Source organism: Silvibacterium acidisoli, assembly GCA_022870745.1.
GTDB lineage: Bacteria > Acidobacteriota > Terriglobia > Terriglobales > Acidobacteriaceae > Silvibacterium.
In genome coordinates this window covers 425,540-445,369 of record CP085323.1, presented here as the reverse complement: position 1 = coordinate 445,369, position 19,830 = coordinate 425,540, and the positions used below count along the sequence as shown (strand labels likewise).

Here is a 19,830-nt window from a genome sequence, read left to right as displayed (position 1 = left end):
TCCCGGCAATCCTAGTCATTTCCTGACAATATTTTCCCTGGAGTCGCAGGTCTTGAACGTCCGAGTTTTCTATCACGATAAGTGTTTCGATGGAGCCTGCTCCGCATCGCTGTTTACGCGTTTCCATCGCGAATGCATCGCGCCCGATGCTTCCTACGATTACCATGGCCTGGTCCACCGCGCTGGAGCCCTCTTTAACGAGGCCGACTTCACCGGCGACGAAAACGCAATCGTCGATTTCAAATACTCGGCGTCGCCAAAGATCACCTGGTGGTTCGATCACCACCTCAGCGCCTTCCTCTCGCCGGAAGATCAGCAGGACTATCGCAACGGCCTCGCCGACGGGCGCTACACCATGCGCCGGTTCTACGATCCCAAGTACACCTCCTGCACCAGCTTTCTCGCGCACATAGCGTCGACCAAATTCGGATTCGATGCGCAGCCGGTAGCCGACCTCATACACTGGGCCGATATCGTCGACGGAGCCCTTTACGAAAGCCCCGAAGCTGCCGTCGAAATGGCCGCGCCCGCCATGAAGCTCACGCTGGTCATCGAGTCCATCCAGGACCCGGCCTTCATCCCGCGCCTCATTCCGCTGCTTACCTCTATGTCGCTGGGAGACATCCTCAAGGAACCCTTCGTAGCCGATCTGCTTCCGCCGCTCCTCGAGCGCCACCAGAAGTCCCTCGCACTCATCCGCGAGCGCTCCGAAGAGCAGAACGGGACCATCTACTTCGACATCAGCGATCAGCCGCTCGAGGGATACAACAAGTTCATCCCCTACTACCTGCACCCGAACGCGACCTACTCGATCGGTCTGTCGAAGTCGAGCTTCCGCACCAAGGTATCGGTAGGTTCAAACCCCTGGACCAAGGCCGATCCAAACAAGATGCTGAACCTGGCCACGATCTGCGAGCGCTACGGCGGAGGCGGCCACGCCCGAGTGGGAGCCATCTCCTTCCCGCCAGACCGCAGCGACGAAGCCCGCAAGGCCGCTGCCGAAATCGTCGCCGAGCTACGCGCACATAACCCGTTCGATTAGCCTGCTGGACGATGTCTCAGCCGAGCAGATTCCTCAGGGATGGTTGAAACACCGTATCGGTCAGCTCGAGAAATCCAACCGAAACCGGCAGCGAAAAACGTCGCGCCCCAGCGCTGCCGGGGTTGAAATAAAGAACTCCCTTTTTCCATTCTTCGCTCGGCTGGTGCGAATGTCCGTAGATCACGCACGCGACCCCCGCAGCAATCGGGTTTAGATCGAGTTGGCTCAGGTCATGGATCAAAAACAAATTGTGGCCGGCAAGCTCGAGATATTCCGTTTCGGGAAGCAGGGAGCAGGGGCCGGAACGGTCTACATTTCCCCGGATCGCCGTCACAGGTGCAATTTCTTGCAGCCTGTGCACGATCTCGATATCTCCAACATCTCCGGCGTGCAGAATGTGATCGGTCCCGCGCAGGGCCTCCACTGCTTCCGGGCGAAGCAGTCCATGCGTATCGGATATGACGCCGATCTTCACGGCTAAAGTCCCACGGACATGCGCGTCCGAGGATCGAGGTAGTCGCGAAGTGCATCGCCGATAAAGTTGAATGCCAGCACGCAGAACATGACCGCCAGTGCCGGAAAGATCACCAGGTGCGGCGCGTCGAAGAGGTGTGAGCGTGCGTCGTTGAGCATTGCGCCCCAGCTTGGCGTGGGTGGTGGTACGCCCAGGCCGAGAAAGCTGAGCGTTGCCTCTGCCAGTACGGCTCCGGCCATGCCGATTGCTGATTGAACAATAAGAGGCTGCACAATATTGGGCAGAATGTGCCGAAAGAAGATGCGCAGATCGCTGGCTCCGAGTGCCCGCGCCGCTTCCACAAATTCCCGCTCCCTCACGGCCAGTACCTGCGCGCGGACGAGCCGGGCATATCCCACCCATCCACCGATAGACAGCGCCAGAATCAAATTGATTAAACCCGGCCCCAGGAACGCAACGAAAGAAATTGCCAAAAGGATGCCCGGAAGCGAAAGAAAAGCATTCATCACGAGCACATTCAGCATCATATCTAGGACACCGCCGTAGAGGCCCGCGATGCCCCCAATCGTCGTGCCCAGCACCAAAGAGCATGCCACGACGGAGAAGGCCACAGTAAGAGACAGACGTGCCCCGTAAATCAGGCGAGAGAATATATCCCTGCCTAGTTCATCTGCTCCCAGCCAGTGCATGGCGCTTGGAGCAGCCAGCCGATGGGGCAGGTCGATCGCCGAGGGATTTGAGGGAGAAATCCACGGCGCGAAAGCTCCGGCAAGTAGAAATGTACCGATCAGGCAAAGCCCCAGCGCTGCAAGGGGTTGAGTTTTCAGCTGTTGACGAAGGAAATAATGCATCTGCAGATAATTTAGCGTTTCGTAACGGGAATTTCCCTGAGAATCGACTATGCTTATAAAAGCACCTTCCGTTTTCTCCCTGTTCCACTGGCTTCGATAAACCAGGCCCCAACCAGAAAAGGACATCGAGAGTTGCGAATCTTGCTATTGGGTATTAATTATTCTCCGGAACTGACCGGCATCGGTAAGTATTCCGGAGAAATGATGGAATGGCTTGCAAGCAGAGGCCACGAGGTGCGTGTCGTTACCGCTCCTCCGTATTATCCTGCGTGGAAGGTTCGCGAAGATTACAGCCCCTGGCGTTATCAGACGGAAACCTCGCCGGCAGGCGTGAAGATCTACCGCTGCCCCCTGTGGGTTCCCGAGCGCCCGAGCGGCATCAGCCGCATGATTCACCTCGGCTCCTTTGCCACCTCCAGTCTGCCTGTCATGCTGGCCATGACATTCTGGCGTCCCGATGTTGTGTTGACCGTGGAGCCGGCGTTCTTCTGCGCACCCACGACCATCATGACGGCGATGCTTTCCGGAGCGCCGGCGTGGCTGCACGTTCAGGATTTCGAGATCGACGCCGCTTTCGACCTCGGCCTGCTGCCGTCGGAGGGCGCAACGCACAACTTTGCGCTCGCCTATGAACGGTACATCATGCAGGGCTTCACGCGCGTCTCGAGCATTTCGCCGAACATGGTGAAGCGCCTGGGTGAAAAGGGAATCGACAAGGCCAAGACCATCCTCTTCCCGAACTGGGTCGATATCGATGCGGTTCAGCCGATGACCGGCCCCAACCGGTTCCGCGAGGAACTGGGAATTAGCGACGACCAGATCGTACTCCTTTACTCCGGCAATCTCGGTAACAAGCAGGGCCTGGAAATGCTGCCGCTGCTTGCCCAGCAGCTTCGCGAGGATAAGCGGCTGCGCTTCGTCTTCTGCGGCGACGGCTCCTTCCGTCCGCAACTCGAAGAGATGACCGCTGGTCTTCACAATGTTTCGTTGCTGCCTCTTCAGCCGATGGACCGGCTGAACGAGTTGCTCAATGCCGCAGATATCCACCTGCTGCCGCAAAAAGGCGACGCTGCCGACCTGGTGATGCCTTCGAAGCTCACCGGCATGCTGGCCAGCGGGCGCCCGGTTCTGGCGACCGCCGCACCGGGAACTCAGGTAGCGGAGGCCGTTCATGGCCGCGGTATCAACGTGCCGCCCGGCAATATCGAGGCGATGCGCGATGCAGTGAAGACTCTTGCCGACAGCCCGGAGCTTCGCCGCGAGATGGGCATTGCCGCCCGCAGCTATGCCGAAGAGCATCTCGGCCGCGAGCAGGTATTGCGCCGCTTTGAAGCAAACATTAAGAGCCTCACCGCCAAGCACTCGACGGTCGCCGTTTCGAAGACCGTAGAGCCAAACCCCTAAGACTCTTCTGTCTAAAATCCTGAACAAAACCCTTTAGAATGAGAAGCGAGCCCTCCGGGCTCGCTAGGGGATTGCATTGGCATACGACGACCTTCGAGAATGGATCAGCGCCCTCGAAAAGGCAAAGGAACTGAAACGGATCAAGCAGGAAGTTGATCCTGTACTTGAGGTTTGCGAGATCGCGGACCGGGCCTCAAAAGCCGGCAAGCGGGGCAAGACCCCAGGCGGACCGGCGCTTCTTTTCGAGAATGTGAAGGGCTATCCCGGCGCGCGCATCCTGATGAACCAGTTCGGCAGCGACCGCCGGATGAAGCTGGCTCTCGAGGTCGATTCGCTGGACGAAGTTGCTGACCGCATTCGCGCCTTCATGGATGTGAAATCCCCGGAAGGCTTCCTCGACAAATTCAAGATGTTGCCGATGCTGGCCGAGGTCGGCAAGTTCTTCCCGAAGACCATTCCTGCCAAGAACGCCCCATGCAAGGAAGTGATCCTGCGGGAGAACTTCAATCTCCTCGATTTTCCGGTCTTGCAATGCTGGCCGCTCGACGGAGGCAAGTTCATTACGCTGCCTTGTGTCATTACCCGCGACCCCAAAACGGGAAAGCGGAACATGGGCATGTACCGCATGCAGGTCTTCGACGGGCAGACCACCGGCATGCACTGGCAGCGCCAGAAGAATGCCGCGGAGCACCTGCGCGAACGGCTGCGGGCTGCGTCCGGCGATTCAGCGGCAAGCCATGTCGAGGCCATGGCCGAGACGGCGGGCGGTACTACCAGGCTGGCCCTGGGAAAGATCAGCGGCAACCGGATGGAGGTGGCCGTAGCCATCGGCACCGATCCGGCTACGACGTTTTCGGCAATCGTTCCCGCCCCGCCCGAGGTGGAAGAGTTCATGATCGCCGGCTTCCTGCGGCAGAAGCCGGTGGAGCTGGTGAAATGCGAAACGGTCGATCTCGAGGTTCCCGCACATGCCGAGATCGTTCTCGAAGGCTACGTGAAGCTTGATGAGCTGCGCATCGAGGGCCCGTTCGGCGACCACACCGGCTACTACACCATGGAGGACGAATATCCGGTCTTCCACATCACCTGCATCACGCATCGCAAGAACCCGATTTACTCGGCCACCATCGTCGGCAAGCCTCCGATGGAAGACGCCTGGATGGGTAAGGCCGTTGAGCGGATTTTCCTGCCCCTGATGAAGTTGACCCTTCCGGAAATCGTGGATATCAACCTACCTGCCGAAGGGGTGTTCCATAACCTGATGATCGTCTCGATCCGGAAGAGTTACGCCGGGCAGGCACGCAAGGTCATGAACGGCATCTGGTCGATGGGGCAGGCCATGTTCACCAAGTGCATCATCGTGGTGGACGAGGACTGCGACGTGCAGGATGTAGGCGAGGTAGTATTGCGGACTACCAACAATATCGATCCTCAGCGGGATATCGAATTTACCCTGGGACCGATCGACTCGCTCGACCACGCCTCACGCCTGCCGAATTTCGGCAGCAAGATGGGTATCGACGCCACCCGCAAGTGGGCCGCCGAAGGCTTCGATCGCCCCTGGCCGCCAATGATCGAGATGGATTCGGCGACGAAAACGCATGTGGATGAGATCTGGAAGAAGCTGGGGATTGACGAGTAAGGCAGGGTTCAGGAACTGGCCAAATCGAAGACTACATCCTTCCCCATTTCGAGATTGTCGAGCTGTCAATGGGGGAGCAGCTTGCCGTGGTGCGCGCCTGCTCTCGGCAGGGGCTGGCCGGTGGGCTTGTTTACGATGCCCTTGGTATGACTGCGGCGCGCAAGGCGGGATGCGAGCGCATTTACACGTACAACGTGAAGCATTTCCGGCAGGTCGCGCCCGACCTGCACGACCGCATCTTCATGCCCTAGCGTTATTCCGCTGCTTTCACCACCACCGAAACGAGGCTGTGGACCGAACGTGCCGGGCGTCTGTCTTCGGTGACGACGAGCCGGAATGGGCCGGTTTTTTCGTCGAGCGGTTTGCCATCCATCTCGTCGGCGACGAGGATCTGGCCTGGATGAAATTCCGGGTCGGCTTCGGCCAGTGCGAGTACGGACTTGTAGCCATCGGAGCCGGTTGCGACTACGTAATCCGAAAGAGCCTTGCCGTGCAGGTCGTGACCGTGCGGGGCTCCCAGCTTTACAAGCAGATCGATGAGTGGAACACCTGAATAGGTTTCGTCAGCATTCGTATGCGGATTGTGTACTGTGACTGTCGCGTGCGTGTAAGCCCTGAGATCCGCCGCCGATAGGGTTTCGCTCTGCGCGAGATATTGCACTGTGAGCTTGCCGGGCGTTCCAGCCGGTTCGCCGGAGCGGGCCATTTGCGCGGACAATGTGACGCAGGTGGTAGCGAGCATGGCAACTGCAAACAATCGTGTGATCAGCGGCATGAATGTTCCTTTGTCGGCAATGGGAGAGCCCGGTTTTCCTACATTCTGAACGATACTATGGAACTCCATGCACACAATTTCATTCAATCGTAGACAGGCTCTGGCCGCCATTGGCGCAGCTGCGCTCACGCCGTATTTTGCTTTCGGATCGATCCGTACACAGGGCATCGAGGAAGAGCTTGCGGCCATCGAGAAGAGCTCCGGCGGGCGGCTTGGCGTTGCCGTTCTGGAAACGGCGACCGGCGAGCGTGCAGGGTATCGCGCCGACGAGCGCTTCCCGATGTGCAGTACGTTCAAAGCGCTGGCCGCTTCTGCGGTTCTTCATCGCGTGGATGAGGGGCGGGAATCGCTCGACAGAAAAGTGAAGTTCGGCCGTGAAGCCCTGATTGAATATTCCCCAGCCACGGAAAAGTTTGCAGGCGGAGACGGCATGGCATTGCGGGAGATCTGCAAGGCAGGCATTACGCTGAGCGACAACACCGCCGGCAACCTGATGCTTGAGGCGATCGGAGGCCCGGCGGCGCTGACCGCCTTCCTTCGTTCGACAGGAGACTCAGTCTCCCGCCTCGATCGCACCGAGCCCACGCTGAATGACACGGTCCCTGGAGATCCTCGGGACACTACTTCTCCGAACGCAGTGCTCGCCACCTGGAAGAAGCTTGTTTTGAGTGATGTGCTTAAGCCTGCATCGCGCGAAACCCTGATCGGCTGGCTTAAGGCCAACACCACCGGCGACGCCCGCCTGCGCGCGGGGCTGCCGAAGACCTGGAGCATCGGAGATAAGACCGGCACCGCTTCCGACACGGGCACGGCTAACGATATCGCCGTGGCGTGGCCTCCAAACAGGAAACCGATCTTCGCGGCGGTCTTTCTGACTGCGGCGAAAGTCTCGCCGGAAGAGCAGAGTGCGGCGGTTGCCGCAGTCGGGCGCGTATTGGCCGAGCGAATTTCCAGCTGACACGGTTATACTGGTTGCATGTCGATTGTTCGCAACATCGCTGGTGTGGCTAAAGGCATGAGCATCACCTTCGGGGAGATGTTCAAACCGACCGAAGTTGAAAATTATCCCGACGGCCCCGGTCCCAGCCGTGGCGCGGTTCTGCAGGAGCGCTTCCGTGGCGCCCACGTGCTGCAGCGCGATGAGAATGGCCTGGAGAAGTGTGTGGCCTGCTTCCTGTGCGCAGCCGCCTGCCCCTCCAACTGTATCTACATCGAAGCGGACGAGAACACGGAAGAGAAGCGCATCTCGAGCGCGGAGCGTTACGCGAAGATCTACAACATCGACTACAACCGCTGCATTTTCTGCGGATACTGCGTGGAAGCCTGCCCGACGGATGCCATCACGCATGGCCACGGTTTCGAGCTGGCCAGCCTGAATGCAACCACGCTGGTGATGCGCAAGGAAGACATGCTGGTTCCGACGGTGGGCATGCCCGGCGAGCTGGCGGCGCATTCGGACTCAGTAAAGTAAGTTTTCTGAGGCGGAAGCCGGGCTTTGGCCCGGCTTTTGTTTTTTGGTAAGGCAGGCCTTTTGGGCCGTGGCCGCTCTCCATCCAAAGATTGATACCGCACCCCGCGAAAAGACCGATGACACGGCCGATCCGTGTCCGCTAGTTTTGCTACATCCTGAAACCCATCTGGATGAGGAGCGGATATGGCAACTTATGTTCCGGCGGTCGCGATGCATCCCGCGCCTGGGCAGAGCCTTTATGAAAAGCTGAACGGCGCTTGGCACGAGCGCGCCTTACAGGTATTTATGGCGATTGTGCTGGCGCATTGGGGAGAGCACCTGGTGCAGGCGTACCAGATCTGGGTTCTGCATTGGCCGCGGCCGATGGCAAATGGGATCGTGGGGCTGTGGTATCCCTGGCTGATTAAGAGCGAAGCGCTGCACTACAGCTATGCGGTGGTGATGCTGGCTGGTATCTGGATTCTTCGCAAGGGATTCACGGGACGGGCGCGTACGTGGTGGACGGCGGCGCTGGTGATCCAGTTCTGGCACCACATCGAGCACCTGCTGCTGATTGGGCAGGCGACTTTCCACCACAACCTCTGGCATAAGCCGGTACCGTGCAGTGTGCTGCAGCTCGTGTTTCCGCGCGTGGAGCTACACTTGTTCTATAACTCGGTAGTTTTCATCCCGATGGTGATCGGCATGTACTACCACATGTTTCCTCCGACTGGTGAGACGCAACATGCGGAGTGCAGCTGCTCATGGAGACCGAAGGAGCAGGAGACGGTTGGTGTATCTTAGGCGTCAAGCCATCGCAGTTGCAGCAACATGCTTGATCGGGCTCTCTGGTTGTCATCGCGGACAGGCGCGGCTGGATGATGCTTCCATTCGCGTCACTCCGACTCTCGCTTCTGCCCATCCCCATGTCGGCACCGATACCCTTGCCATCCAGCTTCGTGGAGCGAACGGTCCTCCCCTGAACGATGCTCGTATCTCGGTCGAGACAGAGATGAACCATCCGGGCATGGTTCCTTCGAACTCTACTGCGACCGGAACGGCTCCGGGTGAATATCGCGCGCCGGTCGAGTTCACGATGGCGGGCGACTATGTGATCGAGCTGCACATCCGGCTTGCCGATGGCCGGACTCTCCATCGAACGACAGACATTCGCGGCGTTGACGCAAAGCCGGAAGCGAACTGAATCGATGGCGTTGTCCCAACACATACCTGATGTGCAGGAGCGGCGATTCGATCTGCTGCGTGTGCCCATGCTAGGGCGTTTTCTGAAGCAAAAGCATGCGCGTACTTTATTGCAGATCCCGGTCTTCATTGTTGCGGTTGTCATGGTGCTGCATGGGATCTTTGGACCGCAGATCTCGCCGAAGAATCTCTCCACCGTTTTGACGTGGGTTCACTTTCGTGGCGTGCTGATCCTGGTGCTGCTGGTGGCAGGGAACTTTTTCTGTATGGCGTGCCCGTTCATGCTGGTGCGCAACGCGGGGCGCCGCCTGTTCAAGCCGCGGTGGAACTGGCCTCGGGCGCTGCGCAACAAGTGGGGCGGGATTCTGCTGTTTGCGGGCGTGCTCTTTGCTTATGAGAATTTCAGCCTGTGGTCGCGGCCACTGTGGACTGCATGGCTGACCGCCGGCTACTTCGGCATTGCGCTGCTGGTGGATGGGCTGTTTGAGCACGCGACCTTCTGCAAGTATCTTTGTCCGATCGGGCAGTTCAACTTCATTGCCTCGACGGTCTCTCCGCTGGAAGTGGCGGTGCGCGACCACGGCGTGTGCGATCGCTGCCAGACGAAGGATTGCATTCGCGGGCGGCGTGCCGCTGGTCCGGGTGCGGAGAAGTTCGTGATCCTGCAGCGGGGATGCGAGACGGCGCTTTTCCAGCCGCGCAAGGAAGGCAACGTAGACTGCACCTTCTGCCTCGATTGCGTGCATGCCTGCCCGCACGATAATGTCGGTATCCTCAGCCGGGAGCCGGTCGCGGAGCTATCGTCGAACGCGCTGAGGTCGGGAATCGGCAGATTCTCGCGGCGCGTGGATCTTGCGGCCCTGGCGGTGTTCTTCGTCTTCAGCGCGCTCATGAACGCGCTGGGCATGGTAGCTCCGGTTTACAGCATGGAGAAGTGGCTGGGTAGTGTGCTTCGTACCGAGTGGCAGCCGTTGCTGTTGGGGCTGGTCTTTGTCGCGGTGATCGTGCTGCTGCCAGCGGTTTTGCTGTTGCCTGCTGCGGCGGTCAGCAGCCGGGTGTCGGCCCGCAACTGGCGCGAGATGCTGCTGCGCTACAGCTACAGCCTGGTGCCGGTGGGATTCGGCATGTGGCTGTCGCATTATTCGTTTCACTTTCTTACCGGACTGCTGACAGTGATCCCGGTGACGCAATCGGCTCTTAACGACATCGGTATTTACGCTTTCGGCGATCCGATGTGGACGCTTATGGGGCTTCCGCTGCGCTGGGTACAGCCATTGCAGATGGGAGCGCTGGTGATGGGCTTTGCGGGCTCTCTGATCGTGTCGTGGCGGCTTGCGGAAGAAGATGCGGAGGATCGGGTTGCGGCGATCTTTGCTCCGTGGGCTGCGGTAGATGTAGTGCTGCTCGTGATCGCAGTCTGGCTGATGCTGCAACCGATGGACATGCGCGCGACGTTGATGGCCGGATGAAGATGCGAACTGCTTTTTCTCTGCGAAAGATTCTGATGTGCGCGCTGTGGATCGCCTTTCAGCACGCGGCGTTTGCGCATACGGGGCCGCCGTTTCCGATTCTCAAGGATCAGCCGGTGGGCCCGGCGATTGTGACCGTCTGGGCGAATCCCGATGTTGGCGGCGGTCCTTTCTTTGTCATGTTGGATCCGCGTGACGGGAAGCCTGTGCCGGCGGATATGAAGGTCAGAATCGGGATTCAGCCAGTGAGCGGGCGTCTGCCTGAGAAGGTGTATGACGCGCCGCGCGAAGTGCTGGCCGGGCAGGTGCAGTACAAGGTGGTGCTGCCGTTCGACCGCGAGGAACGCTGGCATATCCATGTGCTCTTATCGAGCGCAACGGGTGGGTCGGGTGAGGCGGCTACGGATGTGGACGTCACTCCGACTGGTTATGGCCGCTGGGACCTGATGCTTTATTCGTTGCCGTTTCTTGCGATCGGGGCGTTGTGGTTCAAGGCTGTTTCGAATCGGCGGAAGGACAGGAAGGTGTCGCGTCCGCCGTCTTAGCCGGTTACGTTGTCATCCCTCACTGCGTTCGGGATGACAGCTCCATAAGGTTGACGCAAAGATGGAGGCAATGAAAAAGCCGCCGGCATGCCGGCGGCTTTTTGTAACAGTGACTGTGACTAGCTGGCCTTCTTCCTTGCGGGCCGTTTCTTCGGAGCGAACTTCTTCTGTTCCGCCTTGAGCGTGGCTTCGCGAATCGGCTTTTCGTGCAGAAGCAGCTCCGTTGCCTGAAAGAGCGGGTTGGCATGGAACCAGGTGTGAGTCAGATCATTCTCAAGCAGGTTGAGGATGGCCATGAGGCCCATGCCCTGGTGGTGGGCCATCCACTCGCGTGTGAGCACCGGTTCCTTGGTCGATTCCATGTAATCGGCTGCTTCGTAGAAGCCGTAGGCGCCGGTCCAGCCCATCTGCTCCATGCGATGCATGTTGCGCAGGGCTTCGACCGAATCGACCTGAAGCGCGAGCAGAGTCGAGTAGGGCGAGACGACCGGCCCGGCGGTTGCGTCCCACTTGAGAGCAATCGGAGGAATGCCGAAGGCCTGGTAGTGGTAGTGGCCGTCGTCGGTGGTCTTGCTGTATCCCGACTCGGAAATGCCCCATGGAATGCCGAGATCCTTCGCATAATCGCGCTGGATCTTTACTACGCCGTGCAGCGTGCGCGAGATCAGCGTGTCCGGATAGCTGCGCATCCAGAGGGCGGGCATCAGGTACTCGAACATGGTGCCTGTCCAGGAGAGCAAAACAGACTGATCGTAGGCGGTGACATGGGTGCGGCCCATCTTGAACCAGCCCTGCTGCGAGAGCTCGCCTTTCGCCACGGCAATAAAAGTGGCGATGCGAGCTTCCGAAGCCAGCATGTCGTAGATGGCCTCGTGCAGGGTGTGCGTGGCGATCTCGTAGCCGATCGAGAGCAGGTTGCGGCCCTTCTGCACGAGGAAGCCGAAGTCCATGTCGTCGGCGAGGCGATAGGCTGTCTCGCTGGCGTCGTGAACGCTTGTGGCCAGTGCGGTTGCCTTCTCGCGTGCTTCGGGCAGCTCGGAGCGCAGCTTCTCGGCGAGCGTGCCGTCGCTGAGACCTTCCTCTTTGCTGCTCAGAGTTGACCAGGCGCGGCCGAGGCGGCCTTCGAGCTGCGTGGCGAAGTCGGCCAGCTTCTCGAGCTTGGGGAAGGCATCCTTGTCAGTGAGTGCAATCTGTTGCATCGACCGCAGGGTGGCATATTCGGGCAGCAGCCAGGGCATGTAATCGTGCATGATGGCGGCGATAGCCTTGAGGCGCGTGCGGATCTGGTTTGACCACCAGAGCGATTCATCCGGCGATGGCTCGTCGTACAAGGGGATCGAGTCGATAACGTCGAGCTGCGCGGTTTCATAGGCCCAGGTGCAGAGCTCGATGAGGGATGCTGACTCGCCGGGAATCTTCAGCGCGAGAAGATCCGCCGGAGCGTTCTTCTGAGCCTTCAGGAGCTGGAGGTGCGTGGCGAGACCGGCGAAGAGGTTCTTCGAGAGCAGCGGCTGTGTCAGCAGCATTGCCGTGCCGGTGTAGAGCGTGTAAAGCGAGGCTGCAAGATTGCCGTTATCGACTGACGAAATGGTCGCTGGCAGCAGCGGTTCGAGGGTGTGGGTGTTGTACCAGTTGTAGACGTGGCCGCGATATTTCTCGAGGCGGTCGATGGTGGCGAAGCTCAGGTGCGAGAGCTCGGTGAACTCGGGCACGGTGAGGAAGCCCATCGCCACGGCAGCCTGGCGGGCATTGAGGAGCAATCCGAAGTTGGTGGGCGAGATACGCGCCGCTTCAAAGATGTTCTTCTCTTCCACGTTGTCGGGGATCAGGTAGTTGTGGCGCTTGCCGCCGAACTCGTAGAAGAAGCGCCAGATGCGCAGCGCGTGCTGGCGGAGGTAGTCGCGTTCACCCTGGTCGAGCTTCTGCTTGACCTCGCGGGGCGGGCTGTTCAGCCACAGTGTGATGCCGCGTGCGCATCCCCAGAGTACGAGGATGGGAGCGGCTACCAGCAGGGAATCGCGCCGGAAGATGGCGATCACGATCGCGAGACAGAGTGCGAAGATGGGCGTAGCCGAGAGGTAGCGATCGACGGCAGTGACCTTGCCGGACGAGACGGAGGCTTCGGCTTCAGCAGCGGTCTCCCACTCGAGCAGGCGCTGGCCGGTAATAAGGCGGCGGATCCACGCGCGCAGGATGGCATCGACCGAGAGCATCGTCTGGTGAGGCAGGTAGACGAGGTTCAGCGTGCTGATGACCAGCGACTGCCAGAAGCCCAACAGGGAATCGCGTACCGCGCCCGGCTGCTCTTCGGCGAAGTAGGCGCGGCCCAGGCTGAAGGCCAGCTGGACGAATGTCGGCACATACATCAGGAAGAGCGTGATCAGCGTCCAGTAGAGCGCGCCGCCAGGCAGGCTCAGCCAGCCGGAGACTAGCAGGATCAGCGTAAGGGGCTCGACCAGCGAACGGCGCAGATTGTCGAGGATCTTCCAGCGCGAGATGGTCGAAATGGGATTGCGCACGAAGCGTCCCGACTCGTCGGGAACACGCGAGAAGAGCCACTGCACAATCTGCCAGTCGCCGCGCACCCAGCGATGCTTGCGGCGGGTGTAGGCGCTGTAGTGCGAGGGGTAGTCGTCGATGACTTCGACATCGGTGACGAGTCCGGCGCGTGCGTATGCGCCTTCGATCAGATCGTGGCTGAGCAGCGAGTTGCGCGGGAAGCGCTTGTCGAGCACCTCGTGCAGCGCGGAGACCTCATAGATGCCCTTACCGGTGAAGCTGCCTTCGCCATAGAGGTCCTGATACGTATCGGAGACGGCGCGGGTATAAATATCGAAGCCGGTCTGGCCGGAGTAGATGGCGGCCAGGCGCGAGCGCGATGCCGAGTGAACGCTGACACCGACGCGCGGCTGCAGAATGCCGTATCCGGCGGTGACAATGCGGCGGTCCTTGTCGATGATGGCGCGGTTCAGCGGGTGCGCCATTGTGCCGATCATGGCACCGGCGGTGCCGCGAGGCAGCTGGGTATCCGAATCGAGCGTGATGATGTACTTCACGCGATGCAGGTCGTCCATGTTGCCAGCCTTCACCGGGAAGGCGTCGAATTCGCCGACCAGATACTTGTTCAGATCGAGAAGCTTGCCGCGCTTACGCTCCCAGCCCATCCACACGCCCTGCCGCGCATTGAAGATGCGATGTCGATGGAGCAGGAAGAAGCCACCGTGCTTTGGCGACTTGGGATAACGCTTGTTCAGATCGTCGATCAGCTTGACGGCCAGATCGACCAAGGGATCGGAGTCCAGCTGGCGAGGCCGGGTGACGGCATCGGGGAGGTCAGTCAGCAGAGCGTAATGCAGGTGCGGATCAGGATTCGCGAGGAAGCGGACCTCGAGCTCGTTTACAAGTTCGCGCACCTGCTTCTCGTTCATCAGCAGCGTGGGAACGGTTACCAGCGTGGTGAACTCCTCCGGAATGCCTTCGCTGAAGTCGAGCTTGGGCAGGGAGGTAGGACGGTAGACGAGACTGATCGTGTTGTTGATCAGGTCGACCGCGCCCTGGGTCACCGGCAGCAGCAGCAGGATAAAGGCAACGGTGAGCCCGCCGAAGAGGGGGTAGTTCGGAATCAGAGGCAGCAGGAAGGCTGCGATCAGCAGGACACTTAGGATTTCGATGCCGCCGATGTAAAAGTCGTCCGCATTGCGTCGCAGGCCGCGGCGGATGCGATCGATGAAGCGGGGACGATAGCCGATGCGTTGCGAAAGCTGCTCGAATCCCTGATCGACCAGGTAGTAGCCGACGTGAGCTTGCCGCAGGTAAAGACGTGGCGGCTCGATGGCGTGCTGCTGGGCTTCGCGGGCGAGATGAACAGCTTCCTGCGCGACCTTCAGTTCGGTGAACTCTGAGTAGTGGGCAATCTCTGCGACGCGCTTGCGGTAGGCTTCACGGCTGTCGAAGTCCATGCGTGGGTAGGCACCGGCGGGGTCCTGCTTGAGCACGTTGGTGAAGATCACCAGCGGCTCCATCAATGCGGGCCAGTCGGCGTGGCTCAACTCGCGCAGGCTCTTTACCGGAGGATTCGACCAGCGGAAGGCCTGCTTGAGCTCGGTCTTGAGGCGCTCCTGCTTTTCGGGGTTGTCACGCAGATCGTTTGCCTGGGCAATGATGCGCTTCACCAGCTCGAACTTCATCAGCGAGGGCAGCACCCACAGCTCTTTCAGCTCGAGCGGGTCGGCTTCCTGCGCGGCCTCGAGATAGATGCGCTGTGCCGAGCCGTTCCAGACGTTCTTTGCAGCGTCGAGGTATGCTGCGGACAATACGGCGACGCGAGGAATCTCGCCTTCCTGCGCGACGACGCGGGGCAGCTTCTTGATCTCGCGCTCGGACGATGAGACTTCAGATATAGCGGCGCGCAGCAGGCGCGGATTTTCCTTAAGCTCCAGGAAGACATCCTTATCCAGCACCTCTGCGGGAGGCTGAGCGTCGAGGAAGGCATAAAGCTCGTCGAGGTCAGCCAGCGTCTCGTCGATGTCCTTCGTAAATGCGGTGTCGCCCTTGGGGCGATGGGCAATTGCCCATCTGGGCGTGACCTCGCGGGCCTGGGCGCGCAGCTCGTCGGGTGTCAGTCCGGCCGCGTCGAGTATTTTCTGGTCGATCTCGGGAACCTGGTAAGTCATTTCTCTCCGTCAACGATAGCTGGCAGCCTGCATCTCAAACATGCCGGCATAGCGTCCGCCAAGGTCTATAAGTTTCTGGTGCGTGCCTTCTTCCACCAGCTGTCCGCCTTCAAGAACGACAATGCGGTCAGCCATGCGGACGGTGGAGAAGCGATGGGAAATCAGCAGAGCCATTTTGCCTTCGGTCAGCTCGGCGAAGCGCTCGAAGACTTCAAGCTCGCTCTTCGCATCGAGCGCGGCAGTCGGCTCGTCGAGGATCAGCAACTGCGCATCGCGCAGGTAAGCGCGGGCCAGGGCTATCTTCTGCCATTCGCCGCCGGAGAGGTCGACGCCCGTCTCGAAGCGGCGGCCCAACTGCTGATCGTAGCCGCCGGCCAGCTTGGCAACCACGGTGTCGGCAAGGCTCTTATGTGCTGCGGAGATGATGTCGTCATCGGTATGCGGCACTTCGATCTGGCCGACGAGGATATTTTCCTTCGCGGTCATCTCGTAACGCATGAAGTCCTGAAAGATGACGCCCATCTCGGCATGCAGGTCGTCGAGATCGTAGTCTCGCAGATCGATGCCGTCGAGCAGAATCTGGCCCTCGGTGGGATCGTAGAGGCGGGTGATGAGCTTGACGATGGTGGTCTTGCCCTGGCCGTTTTCTCCGATCAGCGCGATGCGTTCGCCCGGATGCAGATGGAAATTGAAGTTCTTGAGAACGCGGCGCTCGGTGCCGGGATAGGCAAAGGAGACATTGCGGAACTCAAAGCCCTGCTTAATAGGGTGCGGAACCTTCACACCGTTCGGCTTCGAGGCGACGGTAGGCTTCATCTCGAAGAAGGCGATGAGGTCGGTCAGGAAGAGCGCCTGGTCGGCAATGCCCGAAGCCGTAGAGAACGCCTGCATGAAGTTGGTGCTGGCCTGCTGGATGGCGACGGTGATCAGCGAGAAGATGCCGATGGACGGATACTTGCCGGTAACGGCCTCATAAATGGCGAAGGCGTAGGCACCGTAATAGCCCGCAGTGCTGATGAGCGAGAGCAGTCCGCCCCAGATGAGCTTCTTGTTCGCAAGCGCGACGTCTTCGTTGTAGATTTCCTCTGAAAGGGTGCGGAAGCGATCGGTGAAGTAGCGGCTCAGGTTGAAGAGCTTCAGCTCCTTCGCGGCTTCCTTGCTGCCGCCGACCTGGCGCAGATAGTCCATGAGGCGCTTGGCCGGGGTCTGGCGGAAATTCTTGGCGTAGCCGAGGAAGGCGAAGTGCGTTTCACCGAAGAAGCTGGGCAGCACGCCGGCGATGAGCAGCAGGATCATGCTGGGCGAGCGGTAGATGAGCACACCGCTCCAGATAAGGGTGAGGACCGAAAGCTGGAAGAGACGGCCCATCTGCTGGATCATCGCCAGGCGATCGGTGGCCTGGGCGCGCGCGCGTTCGAGACGATCGTAGTACTCAGGATTCTCGTAGGTCGTCAGATCGAGCTGTGCGGCCTGCTCCATAACCTGCACGCTGACGTGAAAGGTGTAGCGGTTGGCGAGGAGCTGGTCGGTGTAGTCGATGGCTCGCGACAGAATACCTGTAAGAAGTGCGAGCGCGACCTCGGCAGCAACCAGCCACCAGAAGTGCGGAAACTGGGGCTGATGCTGAAAGGCGCGCGATACGCCGTCGAGGATCTTCGCGGCAACGATGCCGATGAGCAGGCCGAGCACGGGGACGATGATGCGAAGGATGAGTCCCCAGGTGACAACGGAAGGGCCGGACTGCCAGACGATACGCAGAACCTGAGGAACGTTCTTGAGTGCGCGAATGCGATCGCCCCAGGCACTATGGGACCCAGACTGATTCTCTTTATTCATAAGTCATTCATCTAGCAGTGGTTGTGGGCAGAAAAAGGCTACTACAAGAATATGCCCGTAAGATGCGCCTCGCGGGGGATGCGTTGTGCCATCCGCCCGCAAGTCGATCGTCAGCTAGGATTTGGGATTGGTCTGCGAAGAGGCCTGGCCGCAAAACTGCGTGGTGTAAGCGGTCGAGGGGTCAATTGGATGCTTTACGAGCCCAAGGTCGGAAAGCTGCCGGTACATCTGCTGCCAGCGGGCCGGGTCGAAGGCGCCGGTCTTACCTGGATCGCCCTCGGGGTAGATAAAGTGTCCATCGCGCAGGGCGCTGGCCGTGAATTGCATCTGGTCGGAAGAAAGGGCCGGGTTCAGCTTGAGCAGCGCTGCGTTTACCTCGGAGGGGTCCGCGATATAGTCCTGCCATCCACGCAGGGATGCGCGGACAAATTTAGCAACCACGTCAGGATGCTCGGCGAGGAAGTCGCGACGGGTAAAGAAGACGCGGTACGGATCGTATCCGGTGTCGCTGATGAGCAGCGTCCGGACCTGCGCACCCGCTTTGCGGGCGAAGTACGGCTCTGAAGTCACGAAGATCTGCTGAATGTAGCCGGGGTCTTGCAGGAAGTTCGCTACAGAATAAGTTGCCGGAGTCTCGCGGACATTCTTCAGCTTGTAGCGGGCGACGAGGTACTCGAACCACGTGGAACCGGGTTTCAGCGCGACGGTGTGGCCCTCGAGGTCGGCGAAGTTCTGCACGGGGGAGTTTGCATGGAGCATCAGTGCCTGCGGGTCATGCTGCATGGTCGCGCCCACGGCGACCAGCGATTGCCCCTGGGAATCGGCTTCGAGGAGCCGGTCTGACGAACCCATGGCGAACTGCGCATTGCCCGTGGATACCTGCTGCTCGGCGATTGCGTAGGGGCCGCCGGGCTGGATGGTTACCTCGAGACCTTCCTGCGCGTAGTAACCCTTGATCTGCGCCTCGTAAAAACCGCCCTGTTCCGGCTGCGGATACCAGTCGAGCTGGAACGTAACCCGCGAAACATTAGTAGAGGGTGCATCACTATGGCAGCCGGTTAACGCGGCAGAAACGAGAAAAAGAACAGCCCAATTTTTCAAGCGGAGCATGACCGAGCTTAACAACCGTAGCGAAGCCAATCAAGGAAGGAATGCTGCGAGGCTGGCGGCGAAGGCGAGCAGACGTCGATCTTCGAAGCGCGGTGCAAGTAATTGCATGCCGCAGGGCTTTGCCGGAAGGACAACCGAGGGTAATCCGGCAAGGCTGGCCGGGGTGGTGTAGCGCAGGATTTTTGCACGGACGGCGGAGTGATCGGCGCCTGCTGCGAGGCGGGGCAGCGGCAGCGCGGGCATCAGCAGGAAATCGACCCCAGACATGAGCGCGATGGTTTCGGAGACGAAGCTGCGATGCCGGGCTTCAAGCGCGCGGGCTTCATCGGACGGGATCGACGCGCCCCATCGCAGGCGGTCGGCAATGCCTGGTTCAAAATACTCGAATCGCCCGGCGTGGAGCTTGGCGGCTTCGATGGCCTGCAGCGGCGCATAAATTTCGAAGGCTTCTGTCCAGAAGAAAGGATCGATGTCGACCACGGCCGCTCCGCCGGCGGCGATCTGCTGCAGGGTGTGTTCCATGGCATCCATGACGGATGGCTCACAGTCATTGAGTAACGCTCCGCTCACCCGGCCTACAACGATTGGATTGTCGTTCGGTGTCGGGGCAGGCAGTTCGAATACGGCCTGCGCGAGACGGGGCAGGTCGCGCAGATCGCGGCAGAGCCAGCCGATGGTGTCAAAGGACTGCGCAAGATGTGCGCCGCCGCGCCAGTCTCCCAGGCCATGCGAGGCGCGGTAGCCTGCGAGCCCGCACAATGCCGCCGGGACACGGATGGATCCGCCGGTATCGGTGCCGATGGCGGCGATGGCTGAGCCTTCCTGCACGGCGGCGGCCGAGCCACTGGAGGAGCCGCCGGTGAGGCTGGTCGCGTCGGCAGGCTGCACGCAGTCGCCGTAGTCGGCGTTTTCTCCGGTGATGCCGTAGGCGAGCTGCTGCATGTGCGTCTTGCCGGTGATCACGGCTCCGGCTTGCTTCAGGCGTTCGGCGACCCAGGAATCTTCTTCGGCAGCCGGGTTGATTTCGGCGTAGTAGCGCGAGCCGCAGCTGGTCGTGAATCCGGCCAGATCGAAGCAATCTTTGAGGGCGATGGGCAGGCCGCGCAGGGCGGCTTTCCGGTGCTGTGCAGCATGGCGCGCCTGCGCGAGTGTCCACTCCGCATCGCGGGCGAGATAGACGTTGCGCCCGGCGTTGCTGTTGGCTTTGTCTAGAGCTTCGCTTGCGAGTGCTTCGGGATCGGGGTGCGCGAGTGCTTTTTCTATCGGAGAAGGACCGGGCTGCATGTGCCGATTGTATTGCGTGAAGCGCGTGCGGGTTTCTGCTGAAAATCGGCGCGGCTCATGCTAAATTTCGT

Annotated in this window: 17 protein-coding genes; 10 read left to right on the top strand and 7 right to left on the bottom strand. The window is 60.1% G+C overall.

Features of this window, described 5'->3' with window-relative positions:
• Positions 1 to 52 precede the first annotated feature (52 nt).
• Complete coding sequence (locus tag LJD29_RS01835; protein ID WP_446744051.1) at positions 53 to 1,042, top strand: DHH family phosphoesterase; 990 nt, start codon at positions 53 to 55, stop codon at positions 1,040 to 1,042.
• A 16-nt stretch (positions 1,043 to 1,058) separates the two neighbouring features.
• Here LJD29_RS01835 and LJD29_RS01830 read toward each other — a convergent pair whose 3' ends face one another.
• Together LJD29_RS01830 and LJD29_RS01825 are read right to left on the bottom strand one after the other, a co-directional pair.
• Positions 1,059 to 1,517 carry a metallophosphoesterase family protein gene (locus LJD29_RS01830; RefSeq protein WP_446744050.1) on the bottom strand — a complete coding sequence of 153 codons (459 nt, stop codon included), beginning with the start codon at positions 1,515 to 1,517 and terminating at the stop codon, positions 1,059 to 1,061.
• Between the two features lie 2 nt (positions 1,518 to 1,519).
• Positions 1,520 to 2,368: an ABC transporter permease gene (locus LJD29_RS01825; protein WP_446744049.1), complete on the bottom strand. Its 849-nt coding sequence runs from the start codon at positions 2,366 to 2,368 to the stop codon at positions 1,520 to 1,522.
• Positions 2,369 to 2,500: 132 nt separating this feature from the next.
• Here LJD29_RS01825 and LJD29_RS01820 point away from each other — a divergent pair, with 132 nt between their 5' ends.
• The 3 genes from LJD29_RS01820 to LJD29_RS01810 all read left to right on the top strand — a co-directional run bounded on the left by LJD29_RS01820 (position 2,501) and on the right by LJD29_RS01810 (position 5,665).
• On the top strand, positions 2,501 to 3,772 hold the full coding sequence (locus LJD29_RS01820) for a glycosyltransferase WbuB (RefSeq protein WP_446744048.1): 1,272 nt from the start codon (positions 2,501 to 2,503) through the stop codon (positions 3,770 to 3,772).
• Positions 3,773 to 3,848: 76 nt separating this feature from the next.
• Entirely contained in the window at positions 3,849 to 5,414 is a 1,566-nt protein-coding gene (locus tag LJD29_RS01815; RefSeq protein WP_446744047.1) for a UbiD family decarboxylase, read from the top strand.
• Positions 5,415 to 5,482: 68 nt separating this feature from the next.
• On the top strand, positions 5,483 to 5,665 hold the full coding sequence (locus LJD29_RS01810) for a hypothetical protein (RefSeq protein ID WP_446744046.1): 183 nt from the start codon (positions 5,483 to 5,485) through the stop codon (positions 5,663 to 5,665).
• A 2-nt stretch (positions 5,666 to 5,667) separates the two neighbouring features.
• Here LJD29_RS01810 and LJD29_RS01805 read toward each other — a convergent pair whose 3' ends face one another.
• Positions 5,668 to 6,258, bottom strand: coding sequence for a molybdopterin-dependent oxidoreductase (locus LJD29_RS01805; protein ID WP_446744045.1), 591 nt, complete (start codon positions 6,256 to 6,258; stop codon positions 5,668 to 5,670).
• On the opposite strand from LJD29_RS01805, the gene bla reads away from it, so the two are divergent.
• From bla to LJD29_RS01775, 6 genes are all read left to right on the top strand, one after another.
• A complete protein-coding gene (bla, locus tag LJD29_RS01800) occupies positions 6,257 to 7,147 on the top strand; it encodes a class A beta-lactamase (RefSeq protein WP_446744044.1) in 891 nt (296 codons plus the stop codon). The two genes, LJD29_RS01805 and bla, sit on opposite strands and share 2 nt — an antisense overlap.
• An 18-nt stretch (positions 7,148 to 7,165) precedes the next feature.
• Positions 7,166 to 7,660, top strand: a complete 495-nt coding sequence (gene nuoI / locus LJD29_RS01795) for an NADH-quinone oxidoreductase subunit NuoI (protein WP_446744043.1) — start codon at positions 7,166 to 7,168, stop codon at positions 7,658 to 7,660.
• A 183-nt stretch (positions 7,661 to 7,843) separates the two neighbouring features.
• The gene (locus LJD29_RS01790) at positions 7,844 to 8,443 is read left to right on the top strand and encodes a hypothetical protein (RefSeq protein WP_446744042.1); all 600 of its coding nucleotides are present in this window, start codon (positions 7,844 to 7,846) and stop codon (positions 8,441 to 8,443) included.
• A 31-nt stretch (positions 8,444 to 8,474) separates the two neighbouring features.
• Positions 8,475 to 8,843 carry a FixH family protein gene (locus tag LJD29_RS01785; RefSeq protein ID WP_446744041.1) on the top strand — a complete coding sequence of 123 codons (369 nt, stop codon included), beginning with the start codon at positions 8,475 to 8,477 and terminating at the stop codon, positions 8,841 to 8,843.
• A gap of 4 nt (positions 8,844 to 8,847) precedes the next feature.
• Positions 8,848 to 10,311 (top strand): 4Fe-4S binding protein, encoded by a 1,464-nt coding sequence (locus LJD29_RS01780; RefSeq protein ID WP_446744040.1) that lies wholly within the window; start codon positions 8,848 to 8,850, stop codon positions 10,309 to 10,311.
• A gap of 2 nt (positions 10,312 to 10,313) precedes the next feature.
• On the top strand, positions 10,314 to 10,856 hold the full coding sequence (locus LJD29_RS01775) for a hypothetical protein (RefSeq protein ID WP_446744039.1): 543 nt from the start codon (positions 10,314 to 10,316) through the stop codon (positions 10,854 to 10,856).
• A gap of 119 nt (positions 10,857 to 10,975) precedes the next feature.
• Here the strand turns inward: LJD29_RS01775 and LJD29_RS01770 are convergent, their stop codons facing one another.
• From LJD29_RS01770 to LJD29_RS01755, 4 genes are all read right to left on the bottom strand, one after another.
• Positions 10,976 to 15,529, bottom strand: a complete 4,554-nt coding sequence (locus tag LJD29_RS01770) for a glucoamylase family protein (RefSeq protein WP_446744038.1) — start codon at positions 15,527 to 15,529, stop codon at positions 10,976 to 10,978.
• 9 nt (positions 15,530 to 15,538) lie between these two features.
• Positions 15,539 to 17,365, bottom strand: coding sequence for an ABC transporter ATP-binding protein (locus LJD29_RS01765; RefSeq protein ID WP_446744037.1), 1,827 nt, complete (start codon positions 17,363 to 17,365; stop codon positions 15,539 to 15,541).
• A gap of 114 nt (positions 17,366 to 17,479) precedes the next feature.
• Positions 17,480 to 18,475, bottom strand: coding sequence for an ABC transporter substrate-binding protein (locus tag LJD29_RS01760; protein WP_446744036.1), 996 nt, complete (start codon positions 18,473 to 18,475; stop codon positions 17,480 to 17,482).
• A 30-nt stretch (positions 18,476 to 18,505) separates the two neighbouring features.
• Entirely contained in the window at positions 18,506 to 19,759 is a 1,254-nt protein-coding gene (locus tag LJD29_RS01755; RefSeq protein ID WP_446744035.1) for an amidase, read from the bottom strand.
• Between the last annotated feature and the right edge of the window lie 71 nt (positions 19,760 to 19,830).

Excerpts from the sequence above, each read along its gene's own strand:
- LJD29_RS01760 (WP_446744036.1), bottom strand. The coding sequence starts at position 18,475 with ATGCTCCGCTTGAAAAATTGGGCTGTTCTTTTTCTCGTTTCTGCCGCG.
- LJD29_RS01810 (WP_446744046.1), top strand. The coding sequence starts at position 5,483 with ATGGGGGAGCAGCTTGCCGTGGTGCGCGCCTGCTCTCGGCAGGGGCTG.
- LJD29_RS01765 (WP_446744037.1), bottom strand. The coding sequence starts at position 17,365 with ATGAATAAAGAGAATCAGTCTGGGTCCCATAGTGCCTGGGGCGATCGC.
- LJD29_RS01780 (WP_446744040.1), top strand. The coding sequence starts at position 8,848 with ATGGCGTTGTCCCAACACATACCTGATGTGCAGGAGCGGCGATTCGAT.
- LJD29_RS01770 (WP_446744038.1), bottom strand. The coding sequence starts at position 15,529 with ATGACTTACCAGGTTCCCGAGATCGACCAGAAAATACTCGACGCGGCC.
- nuoI (WP_446744043.1), top strand. The coding sequence starts at position 7,166 with ATGTCGATTGTTCGCAACATCGCTGGTGTGGCTAAAGGCATGAGCATC.
- bla (WP_446744044.1), top strand. The coding sequence starts at position 6,257 with ATGCACACAATTTCATTCAATCGTAGACAGGCTCTGGCCGCCATTGGC.
- LJD29_RS01775 (WP_446744039.1), top strand. The coding sequence starts at position 10,314 with ATGCGAACTGCTTTTTCTCTGCGAAAGATTCTGATGTGCGCGCTGTGG.
- LJD29_RS01805 (WP_446744045.1), bottom strand. The coding sequence starts at position 6,258 with ATGGAGTTCCATAGTATCGTTCAGAATGTAGGAAAACCGGGCTCTCCC.
- LJD29_RS01755 (WP_446744035.1), bottom strand. The coding sequence starts at position 19,759 with ATGCAGCCCGGTCCTTCTCCGATAGAAAAAGCACTCGCGCACCCCGAT.
- LJD29_RS01790 (WP_446744042.1), top strand. The coding sequence starts at position 7,844 with ATGGCAACTTATGTTCCGGCGGTCGCGATGCATCCCGCGCCTGGGCAG.
- LJD29_RS01825 (WP_446744049.1), bottom strand. The coding sequence starts at position 2,368 with ATGCATTATTTCCTTCGTCAACAGCTGAAAACTCAACCCCTTGCAGCG.